Genomic DNA, 20237 nt, shown 5'->3' on the forward strand with positions numbered 1-20237 from the left:
CTCCTTGAATTACCTTTCATCATAAATACATGTTAATAAAATGATGAATATCTTTTGTCATATTGCTTTACTTATAAGAATGTACTTATTTTTTCAATCCCTCATCTAACCACCATTTAAATTCACTTTCTTGTAATAGAGCATGAGCAGCATCCGGACCATACGAGCCAGACTCATATTCATGAAAAGGTAACAAGTTTTCTTCGAACGCTTCAAGGATTGGCTGCACCCATTCCCATGACAATTCAACCTCTCTCCAGTGTGCAAAGAATGTAGAATCTCCACATACAGCATCATAGATAAGCCTTTCGTAGGCTTCAGGTATTCCCACTCCTGTTTGCTCACAAGTAAAATGAATACGGATCGGTTCTAGCTCTCCATTGTTCAATGGATTTTTACTATTTAATTGGAGTGAAACATTTTCATTTGGGCTAATTTCAATGATTAACAAATTAGGCTCTGCATTTGGATTACTATCTTGATATTGCTGTTTTAATGTATTTTTAAACTCAATTACAATACGAGTAGACTTTTCTTTCATTCTTTTTCCTGTTCGTATGTAAAAAGGAACATCAGTCCAAAATGGGTTATCAATCCATAAGCGAGCCGCAACATATGTATCTGTTTGAGAAGAAGGATTTACTCCTGGTTCCTCTCTATACGCTACAACTTGTTGTCCTTTTATCTCTCCTGAAGCATACTGTCCGCGAATGATATGGTTCTGAACGTCTTCTTTTTTCACTTTACGAAGAGTTTCCATTACCTTTCGTTTTTCCTCACGAATTTCACATGCATTTATCTTTTCCGGCAGATTCATAGCAGTCATCATTAATATTTGCAACATATGATTTTGAACCATATCGCGAATGGCTCCTGCATGATCATAATATGCTGCCCTTTCTTCTACCCCAACCGTTTCACTAGCTGTTATTTGTACATTCGCTATATGTTCTTTATTCCAAATCGATTGGAGAACAGGATTTGCAAATTCAAGTGCTTCAATGTTTTGAATCATCGGTTTACCTAAATAATGATCAATACGGTATATTTCGTCTTCTTCAAACGTTCGACTAAGCTTATCATTCAGCTCTCGGGCAGATGTAAGATCATGACCAAACGGTTTCTCAATCATCAGGCGCTTCCATCCATCCGTTCCATCGAGTCCACTTTCCTTAATATTTAAAGCAATGGTCTCAAAGAAGTCAGGAGTAACTGAAAGGTAGAACATTCTATTCCCTTGTATATTTTGTTCTTCTTCCCTTTCACGAACTACTTGTAATAACCTTTTATAATCTTCTGGCTTATTCACATCTAACGGACAATAACGAAAATACTCTAAAAAATCTTCTATTTTCGGAGTACCTTCATCTTTGCGACGAGAAAAAGTGTCTATGGATTCTTTTACTCTTTTTTGAAAATCTAAATGAGATACTTCACGTCTTCCAAGCCCAATAACGGATATTGGCTTTGGAATCTTTTGATCTCTATATAAGTTATATAGCGCGGGGTAAATTTTTCTTTTAGCTAAATCTCCTGTTGCTCCAAATAAAACAAAGGTCATTGATTCCAATTTCAGTCCCCCTCGTGATGTATAGTCATTGTCACCTTAGTAAAAATGCATTGTACAGAAGCTACTATTATTTTTGATCCAACCTTACTTCTTAACTTCTAATTTTTTATATTTGTCGCTTTCTAATTGTCCCCAATATTAATAGTGGCAATTCAAAGCATTTTTACCACATGCTACTTACTTATTTTAACTTATATAAAATAACTTAATTACTTTTAGTAATTTAATTACATTACGTCTATCATATTAACTACATAGATTATAATCGTCAAGAAAAGTGTCTCGAATTAAAAATTTTAATTCCGTAACATCTTATTAGAAATATGTTCATGAACTGAATAATAAAAAGGCAAGACCGAACATATTCTTGTTCGATTTTGCCTTTTTACTATTGTTTCAAATGATTTTTAACTGCCCTTATAACTAATTCATGATCCTCTTCTGGTGGTAATCCTGAAACTGTTATCATTCCAATAACTCCTACATCTTTTATTTGGACAGGAACACAGCCACCAAACGCAGCATAATCCGACCTATCTAAAAGATACTTTTCATTATATGGAACGCCCGTTATTTCACTTTGTATCTGCATATAATACGAGCTATGATTATGCAAAGAAACAACTCGTTTTTTACGCTCAATCCATTGCGTATTTTCCGCAGTTGTCCCTGTCATCTTGAAATGAAATAGTTGCACACCATTTTTCGCTATATCAACAGCAATCAATTTCCCTTCTTGCCTCGCCGTTTCAACGATAAATAAACCTATTTGCAGTGCATCTTCATTTGTAAAAGAGGAAAATTGAAGTGTTTCCTCCTCTATTAAAATTTGCTTACTTATTTCATTCAAATTTGAAGCGCTCATATGTTTATCCCCCTTACTCACTTTATGCCACATTGATATTTTTGAATTTCTGTGACTCTATCGTACGGCCTTTCCATATAACTAATACCGTAAAGCGTATTCTTTTCTTCTTGGTGCTATTATGAATTATATTTAACGCCTTAAAAAAGTATGTCCTTTCGTACTAAACATCTCGTATAGAAGTTTTCTTCCGGATATTTCTTACAAGCATAAAAAAACCAGTTACTTAGGCAACTGGTTCGCTAACAATTTCATATGGGATATCCATTCAACCAAACTAATGCTTGTTCATAATCATCAAAAAATTTCACAGATTCTTTTGTATTGGACTGTTGTAAATAATTCAGTATCTCCCCTTCTTCAAGGAGAAAAGCAATTGCCTTACTGTGATTCAAAATCGTTTCATTGAAAAACTTATCTTTCCATGCTTTTTGAACAGAAAAATGATCTGGCGTGTACCCTTTTCTATCTACCAGCAATTTGTATTTCCGACCCTCGGAAATGAATTGCTGACAAACCTGCTCGAAGCCATTAAACCATTCATAAACATCATCTGTTTTAATCTTGCCAATAAGATGGGTAACAATTATATCTCCTGAAACTGTTGTGCTTATATGCAGCTTACTCAACTTGGAATCATCTCCCTTAGTTACAATTATGCGGAAATATCTCATAAAATCAATAAGATAAAATTGTTACGAATTAAAAAAGGACAAACTCTCCAAACGGAGAAGTCTGTCCCAAAATCGTTCTATTTTATTTTGCATTAGAACTAACAATCGTGAATTAGAATAATGATTTAATACTTGCTAAAACAGTAAGTACACCTACAATAATAACAAATACGTTACTCATTTTCCCTTTGTATTTAGCTAGTACTGGTACTTTATTGATTGCATACATCGGTAATAGACATAAGATAGCAGCAACTAATGGACCGCTTAGAGAATCAATAAGTCCAAGAATACTTGGATTTGTATAAGCAACAAACCAGCATGACAATACAACAAAAGTAAGGACGATTGTCTTAATTGTTTTTTCTTCAATAACTTTCCCACGTGATTTACCGAACTTAATAATCATGTCACGCATTACTTCAAATGCTCCGATATAATGGCCAAGGAAAGATTTTGTAATAGCCACAAAAGCAATGATTGGAGCTACAATCGTGATTACAGGTGAATTAAGCTCATTAGCAAGATATGAAAGGATTGATAAGTTTTGCTCTTTTGCCATTTTTAAATCCTCTGGAGTCAAGCTTAATGTACTACTCCAAACGAAGAACATAACTACAGCGAATGTCATGATATAACAAACTTTTTGTATTTGCGCACATTTAGCATCAGTAGCTTCTATTCCATACGTAGCTCTCTGTTTTACAACAAATGATGAAATCATAGGTGAATGATTAAATGAGAATACGATGATTGGTAGAATCAACAGTATCGTTCCAAAATATCCTGTTCCTGTTGAAGTAGTAGAAACAGTTGAAAAGCTAAGCATTGACGTATTCCACTGTGGAATTAAAGATATTGCGATAAAAAGTAGAGAAGCTATGAAAGGATACACTAGCATACTCATGATCTTTACAGTAATATCTTGACCAAAATTCAGTATAGCGATAAGACCAAGAACTAATACAAGTGATAAAATAGCCCTTGGAGGCTCTGGCATGTGCAATTGATGCACGATAAAACTACTTGCAGTATTTGTAAGCGCAACCGAATACATTAGCACGATTGTATAAATTGAACCGAAATATACGATGTTAAAAATGATACTTGCTTTATTTCCGAAATACTCTCTAATTGTACCTGTGATCCCCTCATCAGCAGAATTAGAAGCGTATATCATTTTAGCAAGTGCCCTATGTGAGTAATACATAACTGGATATGCAAGCAATGTAATTAGTAGTAATGATAATAAACCACCTGAACCTGCATTAATCGGTAAAAAGAGCACCCCTGCTCCAATTGCAGTTCCAAATAGGCTCAATGCCCATGTAGTATCCTGCTTATGCCACTTTTTCGGATCTGCATATTGCTCATTTTCTAGTGCGATATTTTCAGCTTGAACTTCTATTTTCTTTGCAGTATTCCCGTTCATATAATAACTCCCCCTTGTATCCTATTCTTGCGTATCTCTTTATAGCTAACGAACATTCCCTTTTTTCGGAAAATAAATTCCTTACAAGTTGCCCCACATTGTATGTCCTTCATCATAATGAATCCAAATTGAAACATTCGCTAGTTAGCGTCCTAACATACATGTTAGCGTTCACAAAAAAGTTTACTCGTACTATCCGCTCTTTATATAAAGACCGCTTAAGAGAACAATATTGAATAGACTTCATAAATACGTTGCAACATTTCTAATAACAGTGTGTTACTTTAATGGTTTCTCTTACTTACTTGTAACAGTAATTTTAGATAAACCGGCCTCTCTTCATTTATGAGGCATTTCTTTCTCAATTCTATACATCACTTTCATAACTTCGGCAGCATTTATGGTATTGATTACACAAGCCACTGAAGCACTTTACATACATTTCGCCTCTAATCACACGCCTTTCTTTCTATTAATCGCATTTTTTATATTTTCTCCAGAGATCATAAAATTTCTCTCGACGCCCTCATTATAACGTGTATATTTATAAAATTAATATTTTTATATTTCCAGAAATATTTAATGGATATAATTTTACATGGATAATAATTTACAGTTAGCATGCAACCCTTGTTCCTATCGCTTATAACGGAATTAATCAGCAAAAAACACAGTAAAATATTGTTTATTCAAGCTACTCATTTTAAAAATACTTATATTCTTCTTTATCTAAAAATTTTATTTTGACTTAAAAAAGATATTCTAATAAATAATTAACGTGGTTAAAAAGAAATTTCTTTTTAAATACATAAACCAATTTTTAGGTTATATATTATCAATATTGCATTCATATACATTTTTAGGAAAATACATATTTTAACTTGATGACAATAAGAGAACCGCTAACATTTTGCAAAAATCTTCGCTAAACGAAAAAATAAAATAAGCTGCCCATATGGACAGCTTATTTACATCATTATCATTGTTAGGAGTGGGCAAACGAATCACTTCAATGTCATCTTAATTTTAGTTTTTTCAACTCTTCTTCAGGGATATTTCTATGTTTGTATTGAATGGGTTTTATTTCATTTCCTTTTAGATGATATTATTGCTTATTGCACGATCCAACCTATTAAAAACGAATAATGTAATCTTTAAAACCCCTCATTAACTAGCTCTTTTATCAAGTTTAATTTTGCAGAGAGCTCAATAAACCATTCTTCATCCCCTGTTAATAATGCAAGGTCTATAAGATAAAGGATTTGCTCCTTATTTATTACCTTTGATTCAGGGAGTTTGTTAACATGTTTACTAAAGAGTAAAATCGCTTCGTTCATTGTGTACTTGTCGTCACGTTTCACAATGCTAACTGTAACTACACCTTCCACTTCATCAAGTGATACAATGTAACCAACTATGAATTCACCCTCATTTGATATTCCACGAACCCAATCTCCCACTTTTAAAACATGATTATTATTTGACATCATACTTTTTCACCTGCTTATAAATATTTTTTGTAACGATAAAAAAGATATAAAAACCAATTTAAACTGTAATGTTTTTTATTACATTTATTTTTTAAGAACTCACGGCTACATAATAATTAAGCCGCTTAACGTTCTTGATTAATAAGATCAACAACTTCTTTCATTGTATAATTCTTTAAATATTCACCTAGATGTTCTTCCGCACCTAAGAAAATAGCAAAAAGAACTTTCCGCATGTTCGAACCTACAATACACTGATCATTTGATTCTGGACACTTCGGCTGCAATGCCCCTTCAGAGGTTATTTGATACATATTCCAAAGATTAATTTCACTTAAATCACGGGCAAAAATAAAACCTCCACCCGTTCCCTCTTTTGATTGTATAAACTTATGTTTTTTTAACAAACTTAGCACTTTGCGAATGCGTACTGGATGAACACCTGCACTTTCGGAAATAGCATTACTTGTTGACATCCGATCTGGCTGTAAAGCTAAATAAGTTAAACTGTGAATGGCCAAGGTAAAGTCGCTGTTCATTGTTGTCCTCCTACGATAAAAAATATGATTTCTCGTTTAGTAACATACTGTAGCCATAAATATTACAGATAGGTTAGTCAAACGTTAAAATATATAAGAAGCATGCTTAGCATGAAAAAATAAATTCCTTTATATTCTATCAGAACTCCCCTATATCTCCTAACTTCATTTAGCTTTTTAAGTTGCAAATAAATTTAAACAGTCCACTGTTTCTTAACTTGTTCTTCTGCCAATTGTTTAATTTTTGTCCAAATCGTATCTTTACTCACAATAACATTTGTGTGATAGTTTCTATCTTTATAATTAACTGTAACACATACTTCAATCACTTCTGTTTCCTCCTTTCAAAATATTACTTATTAATTAGCCATTTTTTGCAATTCTATATTCAAAAATGTTCGAACGCTACGCGGTAAAAATTTGCGAATTTCTTCCTCATTAAAACCAACCTGTAATCTTTTTTCATCCAGCATAATTGGACGACGTAACATTTGAGGATACTCAATTATTAATTTATAAAACTCATTAAGCGAAAGCGCCTCAATATTTATATTTAATTCCTGAAAAGTTTTAGATCTAGTTGAAATAATTTCAGTAGCACCATCTTCAGTTAAACGAAGAATGGATTTAAGTTCATCGACTGTAAGAGAATTTGATACGATATTTTTTTCGGTATAATCAATTTGATGTTCTTCAAGCCATGCTTTTGCTTTTCGGCATGAACTACAGCTTGCTGTCGTATATAAAATCACCATATTTTACACACTCCTTTACTTTTTAAATTATTATATAGATTATTGAAATGTATTAAAAAAAATTACAGTTCAGAATGAAATACACGTTATATTATTCATTCGAGAATATTTAATTTATCTGTTTTTCACAAAAAATAGCAACTCACTTCTAAAAACTATACTGTAATTTTAAACTTTACAGTTCAATTAATCAACTGTTAAGTCTTGGATACATTCCATTAGCGGAACAAATCATTTTCTTTTGTACGAATGTCTCATAGTGTTACGGCTAACCACCTCTTTAAAGTACATTTTATCCCGCTATTTGAGTGCACCGCCTCAAAATTTGGCAAGAGCAAAAAAGTTAGGTCGAAGTCGGGCTCCCCTTAATAACCCAATTGGTAAGGTCTAATTATATTTCACTTTATTCATTTCATTCTTACATGTGCTACTATGAAATATAATTAGCATAATAAAAGCTACTGCATTGTAGGAGGAAATACGCGAACAAAAAAGCAAAGCGCCCACGCTTTGCTTCCTACAAAATCCCTTTTAACTTTTCACAAATTAACTTCGCTAAATATTCATAACCTTGTGGTCCGAAGTGTAAACCGTCCTTTTCATCATCTTCTACAAATCTCTTATAATCCTTTTCTTGAATCATTTCAGCGTACAAATTTAGAAAATGACTTCCTGTTTCTTTCGCCACTTCCTCAACCACATTTGCATATTGACCGAGTACTTCATTCGTTCTATTATGTTGCCTTGCTTCATCAACTGGTGCAGGACTAATAAGTAATACTTTTTCTGATGAAATCGCACTTACAATTTTCTCTAAATTTTCTTTGTAAGATTGTAATGGCACTGGATCAAATAACACCGAATCATTCGTACCAAGAAAAACTGTTACAAAGTCTGGTTTATGTGATAGTACATCATCTTCAACCCTATGTAACGCATCGAACGTATTATCGCCCGGATCCCCCGCATTTACCACCTTCCAATTTGGAAACATCTCTTGCAGACGCGGTGTTAACCTTGGCGTTCCATCAAAAAACGTTTCATCAGCTGTAATACTATCACCGAAGCATACTAACGTTTTCATAGAGCTAATTCTCCTTTCACGTACGAAATAACTTTCCTTCTACCGCCTTAATATATCTTTCAGCAGAACGTTCCACTGCCTCATTTGCATTCTCTTTCACTACTCCGTGAAAAGCATTATATAAACGATTAAACTGTAATGGCTTCACTCGATTCGCCATTTCCTCCACTTTTCTCGCTGGCAATGGAATTAAGTTTGGATAGCTGTACATGAAACTCACCCACTGCTGATCCGCTACGACTTGAATAATATCACCTGTTAATAAAATACCTTTCCCATCATTTCCTTCTTCCCAATGTAATACAGAACCGCCGCTAAAATGTCCTCCGAGACGATGAATAGTAATTCCGTCCGCTAATTGTAAAGACTCACCAGACCAATAAATAATACGACTACTCGGGCGTACTACCCACTCTTTATCGTCTTCATGTATATAAATTGGTACATCAAACGTTTCTGCCCATTCTACTTGTATCGAATAATAATGAGGATGAGATAGTGCAATCGCATCTAACCCGCCCCACTCTTTTATCTTCCCAATTGTCGTTTCATCTAAATAAGTAATACAATCCCATAATAAACGATAGGAATCTGTTTTTATGACAAATGCTGTTTGACCGATCGCAAATTTAGGTTTTGTCGTAATGCTATAAAGTCTATGCTCTTCTTCTATTATTTCATTTTTATATGTATCACTCGTTCGCAAGTTTTCTAAAGTCGTCCAAGACTGCCCTTTCGGATTCACATATTGTCTCTCCTCATCACAAATAACACAACTTACCGGTTCTTCCACACTCGCTGCATACTGTACGCCGCACGTTGTACAAACGAAATTTTTCATAATAATTCCCCCTATCCATATATTTTTATTAAGCTGATTTTTGTTGATAATGATCTATTTTTTTATTTTCAATTAATAAACCTATTAGAGTTAGTAAGTAGACAGCTGTAACTGACAATGGAATTACAGTAAATCCATTGTCAGCAAAAAGAATCCCGCAAACTGACGTTACGAATACGGTCCCTACTGACAGTAAACCATAACTTTTACTTTCATAAATCCATACGTACGGTACAAAATGAACACCTATTAACATCGCTACTACAAAAGGTAACCACTCTGGAAATTGAAAATAGGCAAGTAACACAAACGGAATATTTAATACATTTATCCCGCCAATTACTCCTGCTAAAGTCCCGAGCGGATTTCCTTTCGCAAACATATCAATTTTTAATATGGCAGCTATCATTAGGCCGCAAGGAAACACACACCCCATACCAATTAAATACACCCACACAACTTGCTTTTCTGAAAGAAGAACACCCGTTATACTCGCTACAACCCAAAATAAAATACCAGCTATTATAACTGGAAATCCTTTTTTCGTTCTTTGTGCTAAATCTCGTTTTGCTTCTGCTATGTTCATTTCACTATCTCCCCCAAACTATTTGTACTATAAAGCCGGCTCAATTTCGCCCATCCAATAACGCCAAGCTATTAAGTAATCTTCTAAATCTTTCGGGTGGTGTCTTACACATGTATCTATACGCAAATATAATCCTATTACTATTTCTTCGTATAAATCTCGTTCTGTTTTATGAAATACACATTGCTTCATCACATAATCAATCGTTTCTTTCGTTACATCTTCCGGAGTTGAACAGAACGCATAAATTAAATCATATAAAGGATCTCCTAAAATAGGTAACGGATCAATTACCCCATGTAACCTATTCTGCCGAAATATAAAATTATGAAATCCGAAATCACCATGTAATAAAAATGGCTGATTTACTCCGGCATCCCTATTTGCTAGTTTAAGAACAATTCTATAATCTTCCTCACTTATGTAACGTCTTACATTTTCATAAGCTTCCATCACATTTGCCGTTAAAAATTCATTCCAACATTGAACCGGACTTTCTTTCCATCCCCAGCCTTCTGCCTCTGGAACCATTTTATACTTATTGATAACTTCTTTTACAAGTGTACGAAGCGTACTTCGTTTATATCCTTGTTTACACGAAGTATTACCTTCAAGGAAAGAATACACGAAATATGTATGTAAAGGTTCCTTATACAAAAGCTTTGAAAATAAACTATTCTCCTCATAAAATGAGAGAAAATTAGCTTCTTCACGTATTACTTCCGCTTCATTCAACTTTACTACATATTTTTCGTCCAACAAATATACAGTAATTGTCGTTCCTCCGTTCAACGCTTTTACGCTATTTGGATAATTTGAAATAACTTTCTCCTTAACTAGTTGTGCAGCAATTATTGAAATGTCCATTCTCTCACCCTTTAATTCCGAAGATTGCCTCAATTCAAAAGACAACTTTACTATTATTTGACAATCGCAAGAGAATCCCTTCTAACATCTTAATATTGCAGAAATTAATTTTCATTTTATCAAAACGGCTTCCTTCAAGATTTCATCATATAATTCATTCCATTTATAATGATACGCTGCACTCTCTTCTACTCTAACAAACATCCTTTTATCGGATTCATACTCACCGTCAAACTTATGCACTTCATTAATCTCCATCCGGTAGAACGGCTGATACCCTACTTTTGGATACGGACTATTTTCATTCCAATTTGGATTATCACTATGGTCAACGATAATATATCCAAATAAAGTACATTCTCCTTTTACATAACCTTCTTCCCACGCTTCTCTTTTAAAACATTCTTCTGGTAGTTCCCCTTCTTCTATATGCCCACCAGGAAAGTCCCAACCACGCTGCTCATGGTCTATCAGTAAAACCTTATTATTATGAAAACAAAAACCGTGAACACTCGTGATTCTTTCGTATTCTGGCAATATACAATCTTTTTTCCACGTTAACCTCACTTTTGATTCCCCATAATTTGCGCATATAGTTACCATTTCCCTCACTCCAAATGCTCTTCATTTAATCTAATAATCTCTATTGCACGATCTCTTTCTTTTAACTTACGAGCCAAACTTTCTACACCAAATACTTCTGTAAATGTGTGGCTTCCTACAATCAAATTGATGCCTTTAAATTTCGCATGTTGCACTGTATATAATGTTTTTTCTCCCGTTATGTACGTATCACAACCTTTTTCTAGCGCACGCTCAATAAGGTTTGTATTGTTTCCTGCACCTGTTAATATCGCAATCCGTTTTACTGGCCTGTCATGATTTTTCCAGCTCTTCACTTTCTCTTCCATTCTCTCTTCAAGTTTTTCAACTAAATTTGAAAACGGAATCACTTCTTTATATTCTCCTATTCCCGGTAGCTCTTCTTCCTCATACGTGGAATATTCCAGTATTGTATCTATCCCAATTTCATTAAATAACGACGTACACGTGCCAAACTTTACAAAATCTAACGGCAAATGAATCCAAAAATGATTCATTTCATATTCTTTTAATTTCTCAATACAAGCCTCTTCCATACCGAATAGAAAACTCCACGGTGCATGATGTGTAACTATCATATCGACACCATTTCTATACGCTTCTTCAATTGTTTCTAGCGTCAAATTTGTCGTGTAACCTATTTTGTGAAATTCCTCTTTACTAATGTGAGTGAAGCCATACTCGTCATCACCGTATTTATTAAGATGCTCTTCAAAAAGTGATGTAATATGTTCTTTGAACTGCGTTATATTCATTTTCATTTCTCCTTTCATTTACTTTTATATTTCAAAAATAAGGAAATACTATTTAACGACGTTACATACATATAGGAGGACAATATGAAACCTGAATTTTTAAAAGCTATACATGAAGCGATTGGAAATGTTGAGCATATTCATATAGAAGAAAGTGGTGCAGATAGTTTAATTATTCATCACGATGATGCACAGCAATTAAAACAAGTTGCTGAAACGTTAGAAAACAATAATTTCCGCTCTACTATTAGAACAGCTGGGGATGCTTCGTATATTGAAGTGTTGAACAGGTAAGAAGAAGTCCAGTTTATATACTGGGCTTCATTCTTTTATATTGAAATTTCAAACTCTTTTACATACACCGCTGTTCCAGCAATATCAATTTGTAAGTTATCATTTTCTACATCTTTCGTTACATAAACCGTTACACGACCATCTTTATTTATTTCCTGTCCTTGCTCAACGATTAACTCCAATTCACGGTCAAAATCTTTCTCCAAATACGTCGCATAATACGCTCCCATTACCCCTGAAGCTGTTCCTGTCACTGGATCTTCAATCATTCCAGAATAAGGTGATGAAAAATGACGACCGTGCATTTGCACCTGTTCATCATAAGTTTCTAGACAAACTGGATGGATAGAAGCCTTAGGTATTTCTTTTAATACCGATGGAAACGCCTCATTTTTAGGTTTCATTCTTTCACATGCATCTAGATTTTTAATCGGTACAATTACAGTCCAGTTCCCCGTACTTCCATATACAATTGGTACACTTGCATCTAAATCAGTTACTTCTAACCCGATACTATGAGCTAATTCTTCTTTTGAACCTGCAAAATCTTTAAACTGAGGTGCTGCCTGCCTCATTTTAATAAAGGTTTCTCCATTTTCATTTGCACCTATTTGTATTGGTAAAATACCTGCCTTCGTCTCAATCGTAAGGTTTGTTTTTTCTTCTAATAAACCTCTTTCACGCAAGGCATATATAGTTCCAACTGTCCCATGACCACATAAATCCATTTCAAACCCTGGTGTAAAATAGCGCATTCTTATATCTGCTACTTCTGAAGAAAGAACGAAAGATGTTTCGTTAAATCCAACTTTTTCAGCAATACGCTGCATGTCCTCTTCCGTTAATCCATCCGCCTCTAATACAATACCTGCTGGATTTCCCATATTTGGTTTATTCGTAAATGCGTCGTAATGAAATACGTTTATAGTCTTCATTTTTTATCCCCTTATTTGTTCGTTTCATTATTTTTATAATAAATAAGAAAATCTACCCACTTACCATTCCCCATAGAAAATGCCTCTCTCGTACATTCAAATGAAAAACCAGCTCTTTCTGCAAGACGAATAGATGGCTCATTATCGATATGTATATGTAATTCGATTCTATGAAATTGAAGGCCATTAAAAAATAACGGCAGCGCAGCTATTACACTTTCTGCTCCGTATCCATTTTTCCAATGTTGATTATGAATAGAGTAACCCATCATCGCCCATTGATAGTCCATACGTAAAATTTTTATAAGTTCTAGCTTTCCAATATTGGCGCCATCTTCTTTCTGAAAAATACCTAGAACGTACATTTCATCCCGTCTTGCCGCCTCATCAAATCCTCTTATCCATTCCGTAAACCATTCTTTCGTTGAAGACGACATGTCATGATAGCCATCATCGTATTTATATTGAGATGGTAACCTCTTATTGAATCCATCTAACCAACTTTCATAATCCTCTTTTTGAAATGGACGAATAATCAGTCTCTCTGTCTCTACTTGTAATAGTGGCAGCTTCATTTATATCTCTTCCTTTAATTGTTAATTGAATATTCTTTATTATCTTACACAAAATACAAAATCTAGTAAATCATTATGTTTTTTATAAACAAAAATCCAGTTATGCTTTTTACATAACTGGATTCTTCATTATTTAATAACCTTTTATTTCACAAGAAAAACATCCCTTAATTCCCTCTTCAACACTTTCCCTAAAGCGTTTTTCGGTAATTCGTCCATAAATACAACTTCTGGTATTTTATAGCTTGCTAGTTTTTCTTTACAATGCTGAATAATCTCTTCTTCTGTTAAAGACGTTTGAATGTCCTTTACAATGTAAGCTGTTGGAACCTCCCCCCAAAAGTCATTTGGAATCCCAACTACTGCAACTTCTAAAACGCCATTTATTTCATGAATTACATCTTCTACTTGATCTGGATATACGTTGTCACCACCGCGTACGATAACGTCTTTATATCTTCCCATAATATGTAGAAATCCATCATCATCTATCATACCGGCATCACCCATGTTAAACCAATTATCTTTTACTACCTTCTTTGTTGCCTCTTCATTATTCCAATATCCTTTAAACATGTACGGGCTTTTCACGTGAATCTCTCCAACTTTATTTGTTGTTAGCTCATCACCTGTTTCTGGATGAACAATTTTCAGCTCTACATGTTTCAAAGTTTTCCCTACAGAAGACATTTTTTCTTTTCCCATATTTGGATGCCAAGAAGTTACTACCCAACCTTCTGTACTCCCATAACCTTGCACCATATAAATGCCTTTTTCCATATATTTTTGAATGAGTGTTTCTGGCACCTTTGTACCACCACTTTGCGCTACTTTAAAGGCCGAAATGTTGCGCTCTTTTTTATCTAATTCATCAAGCATGTAACTATAAACAGCTGGGAACGCAAGCATCGTAGTAATTTTCTCTTCTTCAATCTTATCCCAAATAAGAGTAGGATTCGAATCAGCTAAAAAGACCATCGTAACGCCATGATAAATACAATTTAAAATAGAAAGCACGCCACTCATATGAAACAATGGGTGCACTGATAAAAAGCGTTCACCTGCTGGAATTTCTCTTTGCCCCGCAATTTCAGTAAAATAATGGTGTAAGTTTTTATGACCAATTACACATGCTTTTGCCTGTCCAGTCGTTCCTGAAGTAAATAAGTAAATGGCATCATCATCTTCATGAACTTCCACATTCGGCTCTGTTATTGGCTGTTCCTTTAATTTTAATTCAAATGAGCCAAATCCTTCTTTTGTCGTCTCAATTACATAAGGAATTTCTTTAACTCCATTAATCTTTAATACAACTTCACTAAATTCATCATCAATAACTAATACTTTTAATCTCGCTTCTTTTACAATCGATTCTAATTCATAAGCAGTAAGCTGATGATTAAGCGGAATAAATACCGCTCCAATTTTTAAGCTTGCCATCATAACGCTTGGAAACGGATGATTATTTTTGCATAGAATTCCTATACGATCCCCTCTTTCCATACCGGTATGTAACAAATAATGTGCAAGCTGATTTACTCGTTCATTATACTGCTGAAACGAATACCTTTTCTCTCCACCGATAAGCGCTTCCAAATTTGGTGACTGCATTGCTCTTTTTTGTAATAATTGTCGCATCGTTCTCAAGTAAAACTCCCCTTTATATGTGTTAGGGTTTTTATTTTACCAGATTAATTATTAATTTACTAAAGATTAAACTTAGTGAATTTAAATGAAGTGAATCTTTAGTCGATGTGAGGTGTTCATCCCCACTGATTATTAGTCCACACCTTACGGGCGGTTAATGCGGGATAAACAAAAATAGCCATCTACTTAACAAGTAAATGGCTATTTCTCCTTATATATTAGAAAACTCCTTATTCATCACATATTTCACATACTCAGGTGCACTTTTGTCAATCTCTTCATCACTGATTTCATATTCCGCACCATATAAATAAAATGATGGTATAAATTCCATTCCTGTATATAAGCTCGTAGCGTGGAATGGTTTCGTTAATTCATCCATTGTAATTCCGCTATTTTTATAGTCTTTTTCTAACCCACCTATAGAAATAGCTACACCAAATTCTTTCCCCTTCACTTTATCCCCTTTTGATCCGTAGGCAAATCCATATGTTAATACATCATCGAACCATTTTTTTAATAATGGTGGTGAACTGTACCAATAAAGCGGAAATTGAAATATATATCTGTCATGTTCTACTAATAGCTTTTGCTCTTCTTCAATATTAAACTCCCAATTTGGTGCCGCTTTATATAATTCATGCACCGTTATTTCATCCGAATGTTTCTCAAGTTCTTCGATCCATCTTTTATTAATTTTTGATTTTTCAATATCAGGGTGTGCTACAATTACAAGTGTTCTCATCATCTTCCATCCCCTTTTTAAATTATTCAATCCTTTACGTATTAGTATGAGTGAGTCACATATAATTGAAAAGTACGTACTTTAAAGTGCTATAGGAACCTTAAAGTACCTTTGGAGGTGTTATATGAATCAAAATGATAATTGCCCAATCGCAACGACACTCGACGTGATCGGTGGAAAATGGAAAATTCATATTTTATGTGTTTTGGCGGATGGAAAAATGCGAACAAATGAAATAAAACGAGAAATTCCAAACATTACACAAAAAGTTCTCACACAGCAACTTCGGCAACTTGAGGCTGATGGGATTATCCATCGTACTGTATATCAAGAAGTACCACCAAAGGTTGAGTACACAATAAGCGAACATGGAAAATCTTTAATGCAAATTATGGATGAACTATTTGAATGGGGAAAAGACCATCAGATCAAAAGATTACATGACTAAAAAAACTACCAAATTCTTTACATACTAGTGGGAATGGCACATCACTATCAAGCTAACAAAAAGACCCTAATAAGAAAACTTTCATTTTTATAATCCATTTAAACTTTAGCTTGATAGTGATACGGCAAGACCCTAATAAAGAAATGTATTAAACAAATTAAAAACAACAACACATACGACTAATGTTAATAAGAAAATTATAGTCGCTGAATTGCTTACTTAATTTTGAAATCTAAACAGTTACCCTTTAAGCCAAGCTTAATAATATCGCTTTTGTACGATTATCTGTTACCTCATAATAAATTTCTAATCCTTTCCGAGTACCTGTAACGACTTTAGTAGCTTTTAGTTTAGATAAATGTTGACTAATTGTACTTTGAGGCATTTGTAATGTTTCATACATTGTCGTTACGTTAATAGGACCTTTTGCAAGCATTATTTTTACTAATGATAAACGGACAGGATGCGCCAACACCTTTAATACTTCAGTGATTTCTTCATACATTTCTTTCATATTTTTTCTCCCCTTTTATATAAATATTAATGATATCCATATATATAATTCGAAAGGATATACGATTTTATGTCCGTCATTTTAAAAAATATTAAGAAATTCCTTCAGATGGAAGGAATCCCTCTGTTCAATATTCTATAGATTTTTCTTTCACTCGATATTATGTGGTAGGAGCTTTCCTTACTGAGACCCTCTACCATTGTTCCCTTGCTGGTGCCCATTATTCCCTTGCGATCCTCTACCGTTGTTTTCTTGCTGATGCCCATTATTCCCTTGCGATTCTCTTCCGTTGTTCCCTTGACCATTCCCATTATTCCCTTGCGATTCTCTTCCGTTGTTTCCTTGACCATTCCCATTATTCCCTTGCGATTCTCTTCCGTTGTTTCCTTGACCATTTCCATTATTCCCTTGCGATTCTCTTCCGTTATTCTCTTGCTGATGCCCATTATTCCCTTGGGATCCTCTACCGTTGTTTTCTTGCTGGTGTCCATTATTTTCTTTTTGTGGACCTCTACCGTTGTTTTCTTGCTGATGTCCATTATTCCCTTGCGATTCTCTTCCGTTGTTCCCTTGCTGGTTTCCATTATTCCCTTGGGACCCTCTGCCTTTGTTTCCTTGCCCATTTCCATTATTTCCTTGTGACTCTCTGCCGTTGTTTCCTTGCCCATTTCCATTATTTCCTTGTGACCCTCTGCCGTTGTTTCCTTGCCCATTCCCATTATTTCCTTGTGATCCTCTTCCGTTGTTCTCTTGCTGATTCCCATTATTTTCTTTTATTTGCTTCGGTTGTTGTTCCTTAGATTGCTTTTGTTCTATATGCTCTTTCTTCTCGTTGCTTTCTTCTTTTACAGGAGATGCGTCCGACGATGCATCAGAAGATGACTTTTGTTGTTCTTGATTAGACGGAGGTGCAGGTGGAGTAAGCGATTTTTGCTTCTCATTCTCTTGTTTTATATAAACGCCCGTTCCAACCCCTGCTTTCTTGGCATCCTCCCGCATTTGCATCGTACTGCTTTGATATTCAACTGTAATATGTTTTATCTCATACTCTTTCTTTAATTCCTGCATAACCTTTTCCAACTGTGGTTCTAACGACTTGTCCTTTGTAACAGCTGTTAGCATAACTTGCTTATCATTCGTTAAGTACTTATCCCCTTGACTCTGCTTTATAATAGTACGTATTACGTCTTGCAGATGCTTATTTTCCCACCCTTTCATTTCTTTTAAAATACGCCTTCCATCATCATTACAAGCTCGCAAATCTATAACACGAAGATCCTTTGTTACGCTCACCTCTAAACTTGGATTTATATCAACTGAGACATAAGCAAATACTTTTTCTTCCGGTTGGTTGTAGAAAAACAGCAACACACATAGAAAACAAGTAACAAGTAATGATGCAGGCTTTAAGAAAGAAGGGATTGAAAAACGCGGTGCTCTTTGCTCTTGTTCGTTAAACGAGATTTCCTCTCCAATCATGTAAGAGTGTACTTTTCTTTTAAACGTAATAAACTCTCCATTTGGAGTTAAAACAACTACGTTATGTTTCTTTATATCCATCACAATTCCTTTATTCATCATGCTTCTCCCCTCTTATATAATCCAGAATATATGTATAGTTGTTTGCAAAGATAATACACATCGCAATAATGTATTTTCGATGTCGCTCCAACGTTTTACGACTTACCCTAACACGTGGTTCAATATGTTTAAGGGGTAACTTTTTCTTTCGGAACAGCTCTTCCATCATTTTCTCGTCTTTTATAATAATCTTTACAATTTCTATTAAGTGCTCACGCGTATCACGATGCTTAGGGGATTCCTTAGCAAGCTCTGAAAATGTGATTTTAAACTCAGCTAGCACACTTTGAAAATGAAGAATTTCCTCCTTACGGTTACTATTTTCCATCTCTTTCATATACTCCGTAAGCGATACTTGTATTTCTAATATTTCCTCTTGCTTATCTTCTTTTAAAAAGACAAGATTATGCTTAGACTCCTTGCGTATATAGTCAATTACATCTCTTTTTATAAGAAGATCAGCAAACGCTAGAAAAGATTTTCCTTTTTTATATGAATACTGTTCAATTGCTTCGTTAAACGCAAACAATCCAATACTATATTCATCATCCTGTTCTGTAATGTACCTGCGGCAGACAGACGAGATTGATTTTCTAATAAACGGCTGATACTGTATGATAAAAGCTTCCTTATCTCCTCCGTTGTTTTGTATGTTAAATACGATATCTTCTATTTTCGTTTTTTTTAAGATTTTCATTACTAAACTCAACACTAGTAATCTCCCTGCCTCCTTCTGCTTCAAATAGCAAAATGGCCACTAAACAAGTGACCATTTAACCACATTTTCTTAGTACTTTTCTTTGGGCTTGTCTTCTTGCTGGTGCTCATATTTTTCGAGGCCGATTTTTTATATGACTATTTTTTCCACTTGTACTAAAGTGAAGTCTGTATTTTGTATTACTTTCTTGTTTTCTTTTGCAATACCACTTGTTCTTCTTGCTCTTTTCTATTTTAGCTGCAATCTTCGAATAACTCTTCGCTATATTTTTGGTAATTTTAGCTTTTTCTTCTACTTATATATATTCGAAGGAACAAATAATTTTATGGGGGTCAAAAAAATATTTTTTATAAAATAGTTATTTTTTCAAAAATAAAAACCATCAATTGGAAGAAACTCGTTATAACTCCTCCTTATGGTAATTCCTTTGTAAACCTTTTTATTTAAATGTATAATTGTATTAAAAGTCTAAAATTTCAGAATCGGAGGGCAGCGTCATGAAAAGTTTTGGTACGTTAGTAATCTCTACCGTCATTTCAGCAGGCTTAGTGTATTATAATATCGATTCCTTTTATAATAAATTTACATCCGGGAATACATATTACTGGGTAAACGGTATCCTAGCTGCTGGATTCCTTATATCCTTAATTATCAACATAAAAGATATCATCAAGAAAAACTACACAACTTCTGAATCAAATTAAGGAGCCTATTATGGT

24 protein-coding genes are annotated in these 20237 nt (G+C 34.3%); 3 read left to right on the plus strand and 21 right to left on the minus strand.

The features are described 5' to 3' along the window. Positions 1-85: 85 nt before the first annotated feature. From zwf to MKX37_RS16455, 14 genes are all read right to left on the minus strand, one after another. Positions 86-1570 (minus strand): glucose-6-phosphate dehydrogenase, encoded by a 1485-nt coding sequence (gene zwf / locus MKX37_RS16390; RefSeq protein ID WP_002165361.1) that lies wholly within the window; start codon positions 1568-1570, stop codon positions 86-88. Between the two features lie 388 nt (positions 1571-1958). Further along, positions 1959-2468 carry a heme-degrading domain-containing protein gene (locus MKX37_RS16395; protein ID WP_002014036.1) on the minus strand — a complete coding sequence of 170 codons (510 nt, stop codon included), beginning with the start codon at positions 2466-2468 and terminating at the stop codon, positions 1959-1961. A gap of 218 nt (positions 2469-2686) precedes the next feature. Then, the gene (locus tag MKX37_RS16400) at positions 2687-3109 is read right to left on the minus strand and encodes a SpoIIAA family protein (RefSeq protein ID WP_078422316.1); all 423 of its coding nucleotides are present in this window, start codon (positions 3107-3109) and stop codon (positions 2687-2689) included. A 112-nt stretch (positions 3110-3221) separates the two neighbouring features. Further along, positions 3222-4541 (minus strand): aromatic amino acid transport family protein, encoded by a 1320-nt coding sequence (locus MKX37_RS16405; protein ID WP_078422317.1) that lies wholly within the window; start codon positions 4539-4541, stop codon positions 3222-3224. A 1154-nt stretch (positions 4542-5695) separates the two neighbouring features. Continuing rightward, on the minus strand, positions 5696-6031 hold the full coding sequence (locus MKX37_RS16410; protein ID WP_000987460.1) for an IDEAL domain-containing protein: 336 nt from the start codon (positions 6029-6031) through the stop codon (positions 5696-5698). A gap of 125 nt (positions 6032-6156) precedes the next feature. Next, a complete protein-coding gene (gene saiR / locus MKX37_RS16415; RefSeq protein ID WP_001083471.1) occupies positions 6157-6570 on the minus strand; it encodes an Rrf2-family transcriptional regulator SaiR in 414 nt (137 codons plus the stop codon). 194 nt (positions 6571-6764) lie between these two features. After that, a complete protein-coding gene (locus tag MKX37_RS16420; RefSeq protein WP_000573513.1) occupies positions 6765-6899 on the minus strand; it encodes a BA3454 family stress response protein in 135 nt (44 codons plus the stop codon). 30 nt (positions 6900-6929) lie between these two features. After that, on the minus strand, positions 6930-7325 hold the full coding sequence (gene spxA, locus MKX37_RS16425) for a transcriptional regulator SpxA (RefSeq protein WP_000236196.1): 396 nt from the start codon (positions 7323-7325) through the stop codon (positions 6930-6932). A 517-nt stretch (positions 7326-7842) separates the two neighbouring features. Continuing rightward, a complete protein-coding gene (locus tag MKX37_RS16430) occupies positions 7843-8409 on the minus strand; it encodes an SGNH/GDSL hydrolase family protein (RefSeq protein WP_002014043.1) in 567 nt (188 codons plus the stop codon). A 16-nt stretch (positions 8410-8425) separates the two neighbouring features. After that, entirely contained in the window at positions 8426-9250 is an 825-nt protein-coding gene (locus tag MKX37_RS16435) for a hypothetical protein (RefSeq protein ID WP_002167930.1), read from the minus strand. A 28-nt stretch (positions 9251-9278) separates the two neighbouring features. Next, entirely contained in the window at positions 9279-9836 is a 558-nt protein-coding gene (locus MKX37_RS16440) for a DUF7010 family protein (protein WP_002014046.1), read from the minus strand. A gap of 27 nt (positions 9837-9863) precedes the next feature. Next, positions 9864-10703, minus strand: coding sequence for a phosphotransferase (locus tag MKX37_RS16445; RefSeq protein WP_078422318.1), 840 nt, complete (start codon positions 10701-10703; stop codon positions 9864-9866). A 111-nt stretch (positions 10704-10814) separates the two neighbouring features. Beyond that, a complete protein-coding gene (locus tag MKX37_RS16450) occupies positions 10815-11306 on the minus strand; it encodes an NUDIX hydrolase (RefSeq protein WP_002014049.1) in 492 nt (163 codons plus the stop codon). Positions 11307-11311: 5 nt separating this feature from the next. After that, positions 11312-12061 (minus strand): Nif3-like dinuclear metal center hexameric protein, encoded by a 750-nt coding sequence (locus MKX37_RS16455; RefSeq protein ID WP_002165359.1) that lies wholly within the window; start codon positions 12059-12061, stop codon positions 11312-11314. An 84-nt stretch (positions 12062-12145) separates the two neighbouring features. On the opposite strand from MKX37_RS16455, the gene MKX37_RS16460 reads away from it, so the two are divergent. Next, positions 12146-12355, plus strand: coding sequence for a hypothetical protein (locus MKX37_RS16460; protein WP_002014052.1), 210 nt, complete (start codon positions 12146-12148; stop codon positions 12353-12355). Between the two features lie 35 nt (positions 12356-12390). On the opposite strand, the gene MKX37_RS16465 is transcribed toward MKX37_RS16460, so the two are convergent. The 4 genes from MKX37_RS16465 to MKX37_RS16480 all read right to left on the minus strand — a co-directional run bounded on the left by MKX37_RS16465 (position 12391) and on the right by MKX37_RS16480 (position 16257). After that, a complete protein-coding gene (locus MKX37_RS16465; RefSeq protein ID WP_002165358.1) occupies positions 12391-13290 on the minus strand; it encodes a PhzF family phenazine biosynthesis protein in 900 nt (299 codons plus the stop codon). 11 nt (positions 13291-13301) lie between these two features. Then, on the minus strand, positions 13302-13865 hold the full coding sequence (locus tag MKX37_RS16470) for a GNAT family N-acetyltransferase (protein WP_002128332.1): 564 nt from the start codon (positions 13863-13865) through the stop codon (positions 13302-13304). Between the two features lie 144 nt (positions 13866-14009). Further along, entirely contained in the window at positions 14010-15512 is a 1503-nt protein-coding gene (locus MKX37_RS16475; protein ID WP_050001051.1) for a class I adenylate-forming enzyme family protein, read from the minus strand. A 211-nt stretch (positions 15513-15723) separates the two neighbouring features. After that, on the minus strand, positions 15724-16257 hold the full coding sequence (locus MKX37_RS16480; RefSeq protein WP_002128335.1) for an NAD(P)H-dependent oxidoreductase: 534 nt from the start codon (positions 16255-16257) through the stop codon (positions 15724-15726). Positions 16258-16381: 124 nt separating this feature from the next. On the opposite strand from MKX37_RS16480, the gene MKX37_RS16485 reads away from it, so the two are divergent. After that, positions 16382-16705 carry a winged helix-turn-helix transcriptional regulator gene (locus tag MKX37_RS16485; protein ID WP_002033301.1) on the plus strand — a complete coding sequence of 108 codons (324 nt, stop codon included), beginning with the start codon at positions 16382-16384 and terminating at the stop codon, positions 16703-16705. A gap of 247 nt (positions 16706-16952) precedes the next feature. Here the strand turns inward: MKX37_RS16485 and MKX37_RS16490 are convergent, their stop codons facing one another. The 3 genes from MKX37_RS16490 to sigI all read right to left on the minus strand — a co-directional run bounded on the left by MKX37_RS16490 (position 16953) and on the right by sigI (position 19512). Next, positions 16953-17219, minus strand: coding sequence for an ArsR/SmtB family transcription factor (locus MKX37_RS16490; protein WP_000661861.1), 267 nt, complete (start codon positions 17217-17219; stop codon positions 16953-16955). Positions 17220-17399: 180 nt separating this feature from the next. Further along, a complete protein-coding gene (locus MKX37_RS16495; RefSeq protein ID WP_078422319.1) occupies positions 17400-18797 on the minus strand; it encodes an anti-sigma factor domain-containing protein in 1398 nt (465 codons plus the stop codon). After that, positions 18790-19512: an RNA polymerase sigma factor SigI gene (gene sigI / locus MKX37_RS16500; RefSeq protein ID WP_078422320.1), complete on the minus strand. Its 723-nt coding sequence runs from the start codon at positions 19510-19512 to the stop codon at positions 18790-18792. The genes MKX37_RS16495 and sigI overlap by 8 nt, the downstream gene beginning before the upstream one ends. Before the next feature lie 503 nt (positions 19513-20015). Here sigI and MKX37_RS16505 point away from each other — a divergent pair. Then, positions 20016-20222 carry a hypothetical protein gene (locus MKX37_RS16505; RefSeq protein WP_000834521.1) on the plus strand — a complete coding sequence of 69 codons (207 nt, stop codon included), beginning with the start codon at positions 20016-20018 and terminating at the stop codon, positions 20220-20222. Positions 20223-20237 lie beyond the last annotated feature (15 nt).

The organism is Bacillus sp. FSL R5-0709 (genome assembly GCF_038004785.1).
GTDB lineage: Bacteria > Bacillota > Bacilli > Bacillales > Bacillaceae_G > Bacillus_A > Bacillus_A mycoides.